Origin of the sequence: Amycolatopsis vastitatis, from assembly GCF_002234595.1 — a bacterium.
In the GTDB taxonomy this organism is placed as follows: domain Bacteria; phylum Actinomycetota; class Actinomycetes; order Mycobacteriales; family Pseudonocardiaceae; genus Amycolatopsis; species Amycolatopsis vastitatis.
Window position 1 is genome coordinate 110,252 of sequence record NZ_NMUL01000040.1, and the last position, 13,474, is coordinate 123,725.

Annotated in this window: 13 protein-coding genes; 4 read left to right on the forward strand and 9 right to left on the reverse strand. The window is 72.5% G+C overall.

Features of this window, described 5'->3' with window-relative positions:
• Window positions 1-188 precede the first annotated feature (188 nt).
• Genes CF165_RS34685 through CF165_RS34700 form a run of 4 tightly spaced genes read right to left on the reverse strand, consistent with a single transcriptional unit; the run spans window position 189 to window position 5,993 of the window.
• Window positions 189-1,496 carry a type I glutamate--ammonia ligase gene (locus CF165_RS34685; RefSeq protein WP_093951803.1) on the reverse strand — a complete coding sequence of 436 codons (1,308 nt, stop codon included), beginning with the start codon at window positions 1,494-1,496 and terminating at the stop codon, window positions 189-191.
• Entirely contained in the window at window positions 1,493-3,223 is a 1,731-nt protein-coding gene (locus CF165_RS34690) for an IucA/IucC family protein (RefSeq protein WP_093951804.1), read from the reverse strand. The genes CF165_RS34685 and CF165_RS34690 overlap by 4 nt, the downstream gene beginning before the upstream one ends.
• Window positions 3,220-4,497, reverse strand: a complete 1,278-nt coding sequence (locus CF165_RS34695) for a lysine N(6)-hydroxylase/L-ornithine N(5)-oxygenase family protein (RefSeq protein ID WP_093951805.1) — start codon at window positions 4,495-4,497, stop codon at window positions 3,220-3,222. The genes CF165_RS34690 and CF165_RS34695 overlap by 4 nt, the downstream gene beginning before the upstream one ends.
• On the reverse strand, window positions 4,494-5,993 hold the full coding sequence (locus CF165_RS34700) for a pyridoxal phosphate-dependent decarboxylase family protein (protein ID WP_093951806.1): 1,500 nt from the start codon (window positions 5,991-5,993) through the stop codon (window positions 4,494-4,496). Before CF165_RS34700 ends, CF165_RS34695 begins: the two co-directional genes overlap by 4 nt.
• A gap of 143 nt (window positions 5,994-6,136) precedes the next feature.
• Between CF165_RS34700 and CF165_RS34705 the strand changes: the two genes are divergently transcribed.
• The 3 genes from CF165_RS34705 to crcB are packed head-to-tail and all read left to right on the forward strand — an operon-like array spanning window position 6,137 to window position 7,247.
• Window positions 6,137-6,544 (forward strand): fluoride efflux transporter FluC, encoded by a 408-nt coding sequence (locus CF165_RS34705; RefSeq protein ID WP_093951807.1) that lies wholly within the window; start codon window positions 6,137-6,139, stop codon window positions 6,542-6,544.
• Window positions 6,544-6,876, forward strand: coding sequence for a DUF190 domain-containing protein (locus CF165_RS34710; RefSeq protein ID WP_093951808.1), 333 nt, complete (start codon window positions 6,544-6,546; stop codon window positions 6,874-6,876). Before CF165_RS34705 ends, CF165_RS34710 begins: the two co-directional genes overlap by 1 nt.
• Entirely contained in the window at window positions 6,873-7,247 is a 375-nt protein-coding gene (crcB, locus tag CF165_RS34715) for a fluoride efflux transporter CrcB (protein WP_093951809.1), read from the forward strand. The genes CF165_RS34710 and crcB overlap by 4 nt, the downstream gene beginning before the upstream one ends.
• Window positions 7,248-7,350: 103 nt before the next feature.
• Here crcB and CF165_RS34720 read toward each other — a convergent pair whose 3' ends face one another.
• From CF165_RS34720 to CF165_RS34740, 5 genes are read right to left on the reverse strand one after another with little or no spacing between them, the layout of a single operon-like run.
• Window positions 7,351-8,301 carry an LLM class F420-dependent oxidoreductase gene (locus tag CF165_RS34720; RefSeq protein ID WP_093951810.1) on the reverse strand — a complete coding sequence of 317 codons (951 nt, stop codon included), beginning with the start codon at window positions 8,299-8,301 and terminating at the stop codon, window positions 7,351-7,353.
• The gene (locus CF165_RS34725; RefSeq protein ID WP_093951811.1) at window positions 8,298-10,397 is read right to left on the reverse strand and encodes a S9 family peptidase; all 2,100 of its coding nucleotides are present in this window, start codon (window positions 10,395-10,397) and stop codon (window positions 8,298-8,300) included. Before CF165_RS34725 ends, CF165_RS34720 begins: the two co-directional genes overlap by 4 nt.
• Before the next feature lie 20 nt (window positions 10,398-10,417).
• The gene (locus CF165_RS34730; protein WP_093951812.1) at window positions 10,418-11,257 is read right to left on the reverse strand and encodes a PPK2 family polyphosphate kinase; all 840 of its coding nucleotides are present in this window, start codon (window positions 11,255-11,257) and stop codon (window positions 10,418-10,420) included.
• A gap of 17 nt (window positions 11,258-11,274) precedes the next feature.
• Window positions 11,275-11,745: an SRPBCC family protein gene (locus CF165_RS34735; RefSeq protein ID WP_093951813.1), complete on the reverse strand. Its 471-nt coding sequence runs from the start codon at window positions 11,743-11,745 to the stop codon at window positions 11,275-11,277.
• Window positions 11,742-12,062: an ArsR/SmtB family transcription factor gene (locus CF165_RS34740; protein WP_093951814.1), complete on the reverse strand. Its 321-nt coding sequence runs from the start codon at window positions 12,060-12,062 to the stop codon at window positions 11,742-11,744. Before CF165_RS34740 ends, CF165_RS34735 begins: the two co-directional genes overlap by 4 nt.
• A 144-nt stretch (window positions 12,063-12,206) precedes the next feature.
• Here CF165_RS34740 and rocD point away from each other — a divergent pair, with 144 nt between their 5' ends.
• Complete coding sequence (gene rocD / locus CF165_RS34745) at window positions 12,207-13,439, forward strand: ornithine--oxo-acid transaminase (protein ID WP_093951815.1); 1,233 nt, start codon at window positions 12,207-12,209, stop codon at window positions 13,437-13,439.
• The last annotated feature ends 35 nt before the right edge of the window (window positions 13,440-13,474 follow it).

The window sequence follows — 13,474 nt, forward strand, 5'->3', positions numbered from 1 at the left end:
AACCCGGGGCTGACGAAAGGCAAGGGAAGGCCGCCAGCCCAGCCCGCACGACACCCAGACCCCCCGCAACCCCGATCCGAAGCCAGAACACGGACGGCGACGCCGTGTCAAGGCACGCTTTCCCGCCTTGACACGGTGCCGCCGGCCGTAGTCACAATCAGGCTTCGGGGTGGCGGAACCCAGCCCTCTCAAGACCGCAGAGCGCCACGGCGACGCTGCCAGTCCGTAACAGTGTCCAAAGAGGACTCGATCTCTTCGGTCAGCAGCGCCGCCAGCTGTGCCGCGACGGCGGGACCCAGCAACTCCCCGACCCGCTCCAGCAGCGGCAGCGCCTCCCACGGCGACGTCGCCAGTGAACCCACCGTGACCCCGGCATCCGGCGGCGCGAGCCCCTCCTCCAAGCCGAACCGCCCGGCCGCCAGCAGGGCGGCGACGACCAGATGAGGCTGGGCATCGGCGCCGGCGAAGCGGAACTCCAGCCGAGGGCTCGACGACGGCCCGGCCACGCGCACCGACGCGGTCCGATCGTCGTACCCCCAGCGAACCTCACGGGGCGAGAACGGCGCAGTCCGCAGCCGGACATAGCTGTTCCACGTCGGAGCCCAGACGGCGGTCAGCGCCCGCGCGTCCCGCAGCACCCCGGCCAGGAAGCCGCCCAGCAGATCCGGTTCCGAACCGTCCATTGCGGACAGCGACAGGTGCACATGTCCAGAATTTCCCTGCCCCGGCTCCGGCGCGGCGAGGTAGTCCGCGGTGACGCCGTGGCGCGCGGCGACCCGCCGCACGATCAGCTGCTGCAGCAGGACGTCGTCGCACGCGGACAGGGCGTCGCGGTGGCGCAGCACGATCTCGTACTGCCCCGGGTGGCATTCGGCGCGCGCCGACTCGACGCCCAGCCCCGCGTCGTCCAGCGCCGTGCGCAGGTCGCGCAGCAGCGGCGCCAGGCGTTCGGTGCCGCCCACCGCGTAGTCGACGCCGTGCGTTGTGAGCGGCACGCCGGCGGAATCGCGGAAGACGACCTCGTGCTCGATGCCCACCGACGGCCCCAGCCCCAGACCTTCCAGTGCCGCCAGCTGCCCGCGCAGCACTTCGCGCGGCGCCAGCTCCGCGACGGTCCCGGACGGCCATTCGGCGTCGCACACCACCGCCCACGTCCGCTCCCCCAGCGGGATCGCGCTCGCCGCGTCGAGCCGCATCCGCAGGTCGCCGAAGCCTTCGAGGTAGCCGCCGAGCACGCCGGACGCCTTGAGCGGGTCACGCGAAGGCGTCCACGCGAAGACGTAGCTGCAGACACCGTAGCCGTCGTCGAGCACCGAAGCGGCGAACGGCGCGGCCAGCTCGACGGCGGCGAAGCGGGCGTGCGGGTCGGGCACCAGCAGGAGCAGCCGGGCACCGTCCTCGGCCAGGATTCCGCGCAGCACGGCCGTTCCCGCGGAAGCCGCCTCCTGCCGGTCGGCCAGGGATCGCGGGCCGGCCGGCCGCGTGAACGCCGTCACCAGGCGCCGCCGGGGTCCGGGGCGTGCAGCGGGTTCGGCACCCGGCCCCAGCGGACGTCGAACTCGTCGTCGCGCTCCACCTTGTCGAAGCCCTGGCCGGCGAAGTGCTCCCGGTTGAGCGTCACCCGCTCGACGTCGGGGGCGAACAGGCGGCACGCGTCGAACCGCGCGGCCACGTCCGGGTTCTCGTCGCGGTAGCGGCCGACGATTTCCCGGACCAGCGCCCAGAACGCCGCCCGCGGCAGGCTCCGCTCGTCGAGCAGCAGCTCGGCCCAGAACCGGAACTGGCCGGAGAACACCGAGCTGAACAGCGACTGGGCCAGCAGGTGCGCGGGCCAGCGCAGCATGTCGGCCGCCGCCTCGGCAGGCAGGCTCTCGTAGCTTTCGAGCTGCTCGTCGAGCAGGTCGACGCCCTGGGCGAAGTCCTTGATCAGCACCCGCTGCGGGAACCCGGCGGTGTCGACGACGAGGACCAGGTTCTGGCCGTGCGGGCAGAACCCGACGCCGTGGCGCAGCAGCCACTGCAGCAACGGCGTCAGCACCAGGTCGAAAAGACGCGTCAGCCACGCTGTCGCGTCCCCGCCGCCGATCAGGTGCGACAGCATCGAGACGCCGTCGGGTCCGCGGTAGGGCAGCGCGGCGAACGAAATCGCGCGCTCCCCCTCGGAGAGCTGGATGGGCTCGCGCCAGAGCGCGCCCAGGGTTTCGTGGAACCGGTACGGCAGTTCTTCGAGGTGCCCGAACAGCGGGTGCTTCACCGACACGCTCGCGACTTCGCCGAGCAGCCCGAACCGGTACTTCTCGCTCAGCAGCGGGTCGGCCGCGCCGATCCGGCGCAGCCACGTCGTCACCGACGGCCCGGCGAGCGTGGCCGCGGAGTTGAGCCCGCGGTAGACGAGCGTGTTCCGCACCGATACGGCGGTCTTGACGTCGTGGCGTCCGGGCGTGCTCACGTTCGCCAGGGTCCGGACCGTCTGGTGCGGCCGGTAGGCGTCGGCGCTCTCCCCGAGGTCGACCACGACGCCGGTGGCGAGCTCGGCGGCGTAGAGTGTGCCGAGGATTTCGTCGGCCTGCCAGGGGTGCACGGGCACCCAGACGTAGTCCCCGGGAGCTTTCGCGGCGAACTCCGCGCGCAGTTCGCCGAGTTCGGCGGCCAGCAGCGCGTCCCGGCTCAGCCCGCCGACGCAGCGGAACTCGGCGTGGTCCGGGTGGACGGCGAACCAGCGCAGCCGGATGTCCTCGCCCGCCTCGGGCGCGTACCGGGCCCGGTCACGCGCGGAGAAGCCCACGCGGCCCTTGTTGAGCACCAGCCGCGGGTGGCCGGTGAGGTGCCCGTCGGCGACGTTGTACTCCATTGTGGACAGTTCGGCCGCGGTCGGCGCGCGCCGCAGCCGCGCGGCCTCGTTGGCGACGGTGGCGGTCAGCTCGGCGAGCACGTCGGCCAGCCGCAGCCCGCTCAGGCCCAGGACTTCGCGGGCGTCGACGACGAGCGTGCGCGGGTCGGTGACCGGGTCGCCGGACCGGCGCGCGCTGCCCGGTTCGACCGTCCAGGCGTCGAACGCGCCCCGCCGGGCCCGGAACGTGTAGGTCGCGCCCGGCAGCTCCAGCCGGTACGCGTCGCCGTCGGCGACCGGCTCCAGCATGTGCTCGTAGGACAGTTCGCCGAGCATCTTGTGCGTGATCAGGGCACCGGCCGCGCGCCAGGCGGCCGCGTCGTCGAGGGTCACTTCTCCTCCAGGCCGAACGTGGTGAAGGCGGTGCGGTCGGGCAGCTCGTGCACGGTCTTGCCGCACACGGCGTTGAGGATCACGGCCGCCCGCCACGCGCCGAGACCGAGGTCGGGGGCACCGGGCCCGTGGGTGTGCCGTTCCGCGTTCTGCACGAACAGCGGCCCGGGCACGTCGAGGGCGACGCGGTAGTCGGCGCCGACTTCGAGGCGGCCCCGCCGGTCTCGGCGGACGGCGTCGCCGAGACCGGCCAGCAGCGACCGGGTCGGCGTCTCGGTGTAGCCGGTGGCCGCGACGACGGCGGCCGTGCGCAGGGTGCCGCCGCGACCCTGCTGCGCGTGCCGGACGCCGAGTTCGACCTCGCCGTCCACTGTGGACGCCGAGACGACTTCGACGCCGGGAGTCAGCACCGCACCCGGCGGGCCGTTGATGCTGCGACGGTAGAGTTCGTCGTGGATCGCACCGATCGTCTCGGCGTCGATTCCCTTGTACAGCTGCCATTGCGCGGGCAGCAGCCGGTCGCGGACGGCTTCGGGCAGGCCGCGGAAGTACGCGGTGTAGTCCGGGGTGAACTGCTCCAGCCCGAGTTTCGAGTACTCCATCGGCGCGAACGCCGGCGTCCGCGCCAGCCAGCGCAAGCCGTCCACAGTGGATCGCGAGCGCAGCAGGTCGAGGACCACTTCGGCCCCGGACTGCCCGGACCCGACGACCGTGACGCTCTCGGCGGCGAGGAGTTCGTCCCGGTGCGCCAGGTAGTCGGCCGAGTGCAGGGCAAGGACATCCGGGTCGGCGACGAGGTCGCGCAGGGGTTCCGGCACCGACGGCACCGAACCGACGCCGAGGACGACGTTGTCCGCGAGCACCGGTTCCTTCCCGGCGATCGTCAGCTCGAAAGCGTCGCCGGCCCAGCGGATTCCGGTCACTTCGTGCCCGAAGTGGCAGGACCGCAGCCGGGCTGAGGCCCACCGGCCGTAGTCGTCGTATTCGGCGCGCAGCGGGTGGAACCGCTCGGCGAAGTAGAACGGCAGCAGGCGGCCGCGGTCGCGCAGGTAGTTGAGGAAGGAGAACGGGTTCGTCGGGTCGACGAGCGTCACCAGGTCGGCCAGGAACGGCACCTGCAGCGTCGCGCCGTCGACCAGCAGGCCGGGGTGCCAGCGGAACTCCGGGCGGGCGTCGAAGAACACCGCGTCCAGCCCGTCGACCGGGGCGGCGAGCGCGGCCAGGGACAGGTTGAACGGCCCGATCCCGATGCCGGCCAGGTGGTGGCGCCTCACGAAGCGACCGGGCTTTCCCGGCCGGCGACGAGCTCGGCGCCGGCCGTGGCGGCGATCCGGTCGAGCAGCGGGCCGTAGTCGTCTCCGGTCGTGTGCGGGTGCAGGAGGGTCAGCTTGAGCCACAGCTGGTCCGTGCCGCCGGGGCCGGTCGGGAGCGTGGCGCGGCCGATCACCGCGGTGCCCGCTTCGAGCAGCGCGCGGCGCACGCGGGCGACGAGCTCGTCGTCGCCGGTTTCGTCGGCCACGACCGGGCGAAGCACGACGGTGGACAGCTCCGGCGCGCCCCAGAGCCGGAGGCCGGGGTGGTTCTCGACCAGGGTGGCGACCTCCGCGGCGGTGGCGCAGCAGCGTTCGACGAGCGCGCCGAGACCGTCGGTGCCCAGCGCGTGCACGGTGACGGCCATCCGGAAGGCGTCCGGCCGCCGCGACGTCCGGATCGAGCGGCCAAGCAGGTCCGGCAGGCCGGCTTCGGTGTCGTCGCCGGCGTTGAGGTACTCGGCGCGGACGGTCAGCGCGCCCAGGTCGGCGGCCTCGCGAGCGGCGAAGAGCCCCGCCGCGACCGGCTGCCAGCCGAACTTGTGCAGGTCGAGAGCGACGGAGTCGGCGAGGGCGAGCCCGGCGAGCTTGGCCTTGAGCGCGTCACTGCACAGCGCCATCCCGCCGTAGGCGGCGTCGACGTGCAGCCGGGCCCCGGCGCGGCGGCAGACGGCGGCGATCTCGGGCAGCGGGTCGAGGGCGCCGGTGTTGGTGGTGCCCGCGGTCGCGACGACGACGCTCCGCGGGGTGACGACTTCGGCGAGGGCGTCCGGGAGCAGGCGGTCGCCTTCGCACGGGACGACGACGGGGGCGGGCAGGCCCAGCAGCCAGGCCGCGCGGGCGACGCTGTGGTGGGCGTTGGCGCCGCAGACGGGCCGGACGCCGGGGTCGCGTTCGCGGGCCAGGAGCAGGCCGAGGAGGTTGGACTCGGTCCCGCCGGTGGTCACGACGGCGTCGGGGGTTTCCGCCGCGGGGTAACACAACCGGGCGATTCCGGCGGTGAACTCGCGCTCGAGTTCGCTCGCGACGGGGGCCTGGTCCCAGGAGTCCATCGAGGGGTTGAGCGCGCTCGCCACGACATCGGCGGCGACGGCCACCGCGAGCGGCGGGCAATGCAGGTGAGCGGCACAGGCCGGGTCGGCCGGATCGGCCGATCCGGCGGCCAGCAGCCGGCTCAGCTCTTCGAGGGCGGCTTCGGCGCCGATCCCGCGGCGGGGCAGGCTGCCATTCCCGGCGGCCGCGGCTGGTCGTGAGTGAGAAACAGGGTTAGAACCCTGTTTCTCACTCACGAGCTCGCCACGCTCGGCCACCAGCGCCGCGGCCACGGCCGCCGGTCCGCCGGCCGGGACCGGGCCGCCTCGCTCGGCGATCCCGGCCGCCATCCCGCGCAGGGCCGCCGGGATCAGCTCGCCGAGCCTGTCCGCGCCGCCCTCGCCGCCGGCCAGCCCGTCTCCCCGCATGTCCCCGCCTTCCTTAGGGTTGCCTTGCCTACCCTACGCAACAGTACGGCGACCGACGGCTGCCTGTCATCCGGCCCCGTCCAGCATGCTCGACCGGGTGGCGGGAACGCGTCGGCCATCGGGAGTAGGTTCACCGCGAGGAGGTGATCAGCGTGCCCGCGACCCGCTGGGACGTCCTGCTCGCCATCGGCGCGGGCGGCGCGCTGGGCAGCCTCGCCCGGTACGGCCTGTCGGTGGCGATCCCGCACGCGCGCGGGGAGTTCGCCGTCGCGACGCTGCTCACCAACGTGCTCGGCTGCCTCCTCATCGGCGTCCTGATGGCGATCCTGACGACGACGGCCCGGCCCCACCACCTCCTCCGGCCGTTCCTCGGCGTCGGGATCCTCGGCGGCTTCACGACGTTCTCCACGTTCGTGACCGACACCCTCGACGCGGCGACGACCGGGCGGATACTGGTTTCGCTGGCCTACGCGCTGGCGTCGGTTGTGCTGTGCCTGACCGCGGTGACGGCCGGCCTGACGGCGACGCGCGCGGTGAGGAAGGGACGCTGATGGAAGGCTTGAGCACTCGCCTGACGATCTACATCGGCGAAGACGACCACTGGCACCACAAGCCGCTGTACCACGAGATCGTCCGCCGGGCGCGCAACGCGGGGCTGGCAGGCGCTTCGGTGCTTCGCGGCGTCGAGGGCTACGGCGCGTCGTCGCTGATCCACACGACGCGCATCCTGTCGCTGTCGGAGGACCTGCCGGTGGTGATCGTGATCATCGACGAAGAGGCGAAGCTGCGGGCGTTCCTGCCGCAGCTGGACGAGCTGATCGGCGAAGGCCTGGTGACGCTCGACCAGGTCGAAGTGGTCCGGCACGTGGGGCGGACGGAGTGACGCTGGTCCTCGTGGCCCTCGGCGGGGCGGCGGGCTCGATCCTGCGCTACCTGACCGACCGGCGGGTGCAGCTGTGGCGGGATTCGCCGTTCCCGTTCGGGACCCTGACGGTGAACATCGTGGGCTCGTTCATCTTGGGTTTCTTGAGCGGCTGGTTGCTGCACGGCGCGGAGCCGTCGTCGGTGCGCGCACTGGTGGCGGTGGGCTTCTGCGGCGGCCTGACGACGTTCTCGACGTTCGGCTACGAAACCGTCCGGCTGTTCCTGGAGAAGACGCGGCTGTACGCGGTGCTGAACGTGGTGGTGACGGTGGTCGCGGGCCTGCTTTCGGGTGCGCTGGGGCTGCTCCTCGCGACCGCCATCTGGTCCTGACCCAAACGCCCCAATGTGGCGTTCGGTGCGTTGGACGCACCGAACGCCACATTGGGTGCGTTGGACGCAACCAACGCCACATTGGGGCGTTTGAGAGTCCGGGTCAGCGCGGCGCGAGGCCGCGCACCTGCTCGAACGGGTCCTCGCCGGTCGGCAGCAACGCGATGACCGGCGTCGTCAGCCCGTTGTCCGCATAGGACTGCACCTGTTCCCGGCACGACTCGACGCTGCCGTGGATCACCAGCTCGTCGACCACCGAGTCCGGGATCACCTGGTTGGCCTTCTGCCGGTCCCCGGCCGCCCACGCCTCGTGCATCGGCGCCAGCGCCTCCCCGCGCCCGAGCCACTCGTGGAACGCCGCGTACACCGGGACGGTCAGGTAGCTCGAGATCAGCATCCGGCCCAGACCCCGCGCCGCCTCGGCGTCCTCCGTCGGGCAGACGAAGATGCGGGCCGCCAGCTCGACGTCCGGGCCCACCACGGCGCGCACGCGCGGCACGTCCGAAGCCGCCAGCCAGTTCGTGATCGCGCCGTCCGCTTCCCGCGCGGCCAGGCGCAGCATGCCCGGGCGCAACGCCGCCAGCATGATCGACGGCGGCGGGTCGGCCGGGCGCTCCAGCCGGAACTTCGAGACCGCGAACGTCTCGTACTTCTCGGTGACCTTCTCCCCCGCCAGCGCCGAACGCAGGAAGCGCAGCGTGTCGCGAGAGCGCGCGAAGGGCTCTTCGAAGGAAGCCGCGTTCCAGCTCGAGACGATCACCGGGGACGACGCGCCGATGCCGAGGACGAACCGGCCGGGCGCCAGCTCGGCGACCGTCGCCGCCTGCATCGCCAGCAGGCCGGGTCCGCGCGTGTACACCGGGACGATCGCCGTGCCCAGCCGCAGCTGCGGTGCCCACTGCGACGCCAGTACCAGCGGCGAGAACGCGTCCGTGCCCGCCGTCTCCGCCGTCCACGCGTCCGTGTAGCCCAGGTCGGGCAGTTGCTCGACCAGTTCGCGGTGCGCGGCCAGCGGCACCCCGGTCAGCGGGATCGTGAGGCCCCAGCGACTCATGCAGTCTCCTTTTCGACGGCGGAAAGCTCGCGCAGCAGCCAGTCCACCTGCGTGCGCATCAGGTTCTCCGCGACCTCTTCGGCCTGCGGCGTCATGTGGGTGGCGCCGGCGAGCGGCAGGAAGACGTGCGCGCGGCCCTTCGCCAGCAACGCCGACGACAGCCGCAGCGCGTGCGCGACGAACACGTTGTCGTCCGCCAGCCCGTGCACGATCAGCAGCGCGCGGCTCAGCTCTCCCGCGCTCTCGATCAGCGAGTTGTGCGCGTAGCTTTCCGCCTCGTCCTGCGGTTTGCCGAGGTACCGCTCGGTGTAGTGCGTGTCGTACAGGGACCAGTCGGTGACCGGCGCGCCGGCGACCGCCGCGTGGAAGACGTCCGGGCGCCGCAGCACGGCCAGCGCCGACAGGTACCCGCCGTAGGACCAGCCGCGGATCGCGACGCGCTCGGTGTCCAGCTCGGGGAAGGAAACTGCCGCCGCCTGCAGGGCGTCCACCTGGTCCTGCAGCGTGACGTCGGCGAGGCGCCCGTGGATTTCGCGCTCCCACACCGCGCCGCGGCCGGGTGTGCCGCGGCCGTCCGCGACGAGCACCGCGAAGCCCTGGTCGGCCAGCCACTGCGACGTCAGGAACGCGTTGCGGCTCTGCAGCACACGCTGGGCGTGCGGCCCGCCGTACGGGTCGAGCAGCACCGGCAGCCTGCCTTCGCTCGGCTCGTACCCGCGCGGCAGCAGCAACGCCGCGCGCAGGCCCCGCTCCCCCAGCGTCAGCCAGGTCAGGTTCGGCACGATGTCCGGATCCACAGTGGACGACTCGATCGACGCGACCGGCGAGCCGTCTCGCAGCACCGAAACACGCGGGCCGCTGTACTCGAGGCTCCACGACGAAAGCACGGTGACCGCGGCGGATCCGGCGCCGACGTGCACGCCGTCCACAGTGGACAGGCGGCGGATCGACGCGCCTTCGGTCCGGAAGACGTGGATCTGCGTCGGGTCGTCCTCGGAGGCGCTGAAGAGGATCTCGTCGCCGACGTCGAGCACGGCCCGCAGCTGCAGCCCGGCCGGGGTGACGGCCTCGCCGCCGACGAAGAGCCGGTGGTCGCCGTCGACCATGCCCTCGGTGACCAGGCGGCCGTCGGGCGTCCACGCCGGGACGCCGCCGACGATGTCGATCCAGCGCTGGTCGGAAGCAGTGTGCACGACCGACGTCGTGCCGTCGGTGACGTCCAAGGAAAGGACGTCCATCCGCTTCTGGTCGCGCGGCTGCACGGCCAGCAGCGGCGCGCCCCCGGCCGACCAGTGCACCGACGCCAGGTACTCCCACTCGCCGGCGGCGACGTCGACGCGCGAGCCGTCCAGGCCGAGGACCGCCAGCGAGACGAGAGCGTTCGTGGTGCCCGCGGCCGGGTAGGCGACGACGTTGGCCGGGTTCTGCGGGTTGGCCGGGTCGGCGATGGTCCAGCGCGGCACCGGGCCGCGGTCGGACCGCTCGGCCAGGACGCTGCGGCCGTCGGGGGCCCACCAGTAGCCGCGGGTGCGGTCCATCTCCTCGGCGGCGATGAACTCGGCCAGGCCCCAGGCGATGTCCTCGCCGTCCTCCTCGACGAGCACGCGGTCGTCGCCGGTGGCCAGCTCCATCACGTGCAGCCGCCGGTTCTGCACGTAGGCGACGTGGGTGCCGGTCGGGTTCGGGCGCGGGTCGATCACCGCGCCGTCGACGCGCAGCGTCACCTCACCCGACGCGAGGTCCAGGGTGTAGAGCTTGCCCGAGAGCGAGAACGCCGCGACCGTGAAGCCCGCGTCCACGCCGTAGTGGACGACGCCGCCGCCGGTTTCGCGGGCCCGTTCGCGCCGCGCGCGTTCCTCGGCGGGCAGCTCCTCCTCGCCCGGCAGCAGCTCGGCGGCGTCGACGAGCTTCGTCTCGGCGCCGGTCGCCAGGTCCGCCGACCAGAGGCTGTGCCGGGGGTCGGTGCCCGACTCCGCGCGCAGGAACAACACGCGGGAGCCGTCCGGGGAGACCCGGAACTCCTTCGGCGCGCCGAGGGTGAAGCGCTGGGTCCGGGCCTGCTTGCGGAGGAACGGGAGGTCGTCGACATCGGTCACGTCCGCACTCTTTCAGACGCTCACGCGGGTGCGCCAACACCCTTCAGCTTCGCCAGCTCGGCGTCGGCGTCGTAGTCCGGCTCGGGGAACTCCGGCCGCAGGTCGGCGAGGGTCTCGATGAGCAGCTCGGCGACGGCCCAGTTGCGGTACCACTTGTGGTCGGCCGGCACCGCGTACCACGTCGGTGTCTTCTTGAAGATGTCGGCGTACGCCTCCTGGTAAGCGGGCCAGTGCGAGCGCGCCTCGAGGTCGCCCGGGTTGTACTTCCAGCGCTTCTCCGGCGTGACGAGCCGGGCTTTGAGCCGCTTGAGCTGCTCTTCCGGCGAGATGTGCAGGAACACCTTGAGCACGGTCGTGCCCGCCTCGGCCAGCTCCGCTTCGAACGCGTTGATCTCGGCGTACCGGCGGCGCCGCTCGGCCGCGGTGAGCAGCCCGGACACGCGCGGGACCAGGATGTCCTCGTAGTGCGAGCGGTCGAAGACGCCGATTTCCCCCGGCGCGGGCAGCTGCTTGCGGATCCGCCACAGGTACTCGTGGCGCCGCTCGGCCGCGGTGGGCTTCTTGAACGCGGCGTACCGGACGCCCATCGGGTTCACCAGGCCGAGCACGTGCGACACCGTGCCGCCCTTGCCGGAGGTGTCCATACCCTGGAGCACCAGCAGGACGCTCCGCCGCCCACCGCCGACACCCTCGGCGTAGAGCGCCTCCTGCAGCGCGGACAGCCGCTCGCCGGCGCTCTCGAGCCGGGCGTGCGCCTTGGGCTTCTTGCCGGGCCCGACCGGGGTCGAACCCGGGTCCGGCAGTTCGCCGCCGACGCGCAGCGCGTCCCGGACCCGGCTTCCGTCGTCCTTCTTGGCCATCCGGAAAACGTACCCGTTCAGGCGGCGGCTTTCTCGGCGAAGAGTTTCAGCAGGGTGCCGTGCCCGCCTTCACCCGAGACGCCTTCGCGCACCTTGGCGCCGGTTTCGCCGTGCCGCTCGAAGTCCCGGTGCTCCACCTCGACGCGGGTCGACCTCGGTCCTTCTTCGATGAATCTGACCTCGATCTCGCTGGCGTGCGCGGGGTCCGCGTCGATCTTCCAGTCGCCGTCGATCCGCCACGAAAGGACCACCCGGGCGGGCGGCTCCCAGACGAGCACCTCGCCCCAGTCGCACTCGGCGCCGTCGACGGTCCGCTCGTACCACCGCCCGCCCGGCTTCGGCTCGAGGACGGCCTCGGCGAGGTCGCCCTGCCCGATGTGATGCTGCCGCGGCCACCAGCTGTCGAAGGCTTCGGTGTAGGTCTTGAACGCGTGCTCGCGCGTGCAGGCGACGGTGATGCTCCTGCGGATCGGTTCCAGCGTGCTCATGACGGCTCCTCTTCGGTTCGTTCGGCCAGCTCGGCGAAGGACTTCAGCGCGTCCGACCACATCCGGTCGAGGTAGGCGCGCACCGCGGCGATGCCGTCGGGCTCGAGGCGGTACAGCCGCTTCGTGCCCTCGGCCCGGTCCGCCACCAGACCGGCCTCCTTGAGCACCTTGAGGTGCTGGGAGACGGCCGGGCGGCTGATCGGCAGGTCCGCGGCCAGCTCGCCGACCGCGCGCGGCCCGGCGCGGAGCGCTTCGACGATCGCGCGCCGCGACGGGTCGGCCAGCGCGGCCAGCTGGTCGCTTCCGTAAGTCGCCACGAACCGTAAGTTACGGCTTACCAATGCGGCCGTCAACACTTCCGCACTGTTTCGGGGGTGTGACGTTCATATTGCGCAACGAACAACGGGTGAAAGCAACGATTCCCGGCTGAAGTCTGCGTGTCCGGCCTCTAATCTGAACGTATGACGACGTTCGCCGGCCGGGAGACCGCCGCCCCCACCGCCGCGAGTTTCATCGAGCTCGACGAGCAATGGAGCACGCACAACTACCACCCGCTGCCCGTCGTGATCGCCGAAGCCTCCGGCGCGACGGTGACCGATGTCGAGGGCAAGGACTACCTCGACTTCCTGTCCGGCTACTCGGCCCTGAACTTCGGCCACCGCCACCCGGACCTGATCGCCGCCGCCGTCGAACAGCTCGGGCGCGTCACGCTGACTTCGCGGGCGTTCCACCACGACCAGCTCGGCCTGTTCTGCCGCGAGCTGGCCGAGCTGACCGGCACCGAGCTGGTGCTGCCGATGAACTCCGGCGCCGAGGCCGTCGAGTCCGCGGTCAAGATCGCCCGCAAGTGGGCGCACCGCGTCAAGGGCGTCCCCGACGGCACCGCCGAGATCATCGTCGCCGGGTCCAACTTCCACGGCCGGACCACCACGATCGTGTCGTTCTCGACCGACGAGACCGCCCGCGCGGACTTCGGCCCGTTCACGCCGGGCTTCGTCACCGTGAAGTACGGCGACGCCGCCGCGCTGCGCGACGCCATCACCCCGCGTACCGCCGCGGTGCTCCTGGAGCCGGTGCAAGGCGAGGCCGGCGTCATCGTGCCACCGGAGGGCTACTTCGCCGACGTCCGGCGGGCCTGCGACGACCACGGCGTCCTGCTGATCGCCGACGAGATCCAGTCCGGGCTGGCCCGCACCGGCACCGTGCTGGCGCTGGACCACGAAGGCGTCCGCGCCGACGTCTACACCCTCGGCAAGGCCCTCGGCGGCGGCATCCTGCCGGTGTCCGCGGTCGTCGGGCGGCGGGACGTGCTCGGCGTGCTGAAGCCGGGCGAGCACGGCTCGACCTTCGGCGGCAACCCCCTGGCCTGCGCGGTCGGACGGGCGGTCGTCCGCCTGCTGAGCACGGGCGAGTTCCAGCAGCGGGCCGCCGAACTGGGCGCCCACCTGCACGACCGCCTGACCGCGCTGATCGGGCACGGGCTGTCCGAGGTCCGCGGCCGCGGGCTGTGGGCGGGCATCGACATCGCCCCCGGCGGCCCAGAAGGCCGGGCAGCCTCCGAGGCGCTGGCCCAGCGGGGCGTGCTGTGCAAGGAGACGCACGAACGCACCCTGCGCGTGGCCCCGCCGCTGGTGATCACCCGCGCGGAGCTGGACCGCGGCATCGACGCGATCGCCGAGGTCGTCCGCCCCTGAAACCACCGGATGCCGCCGGGTGAGCCTCCCGCCCC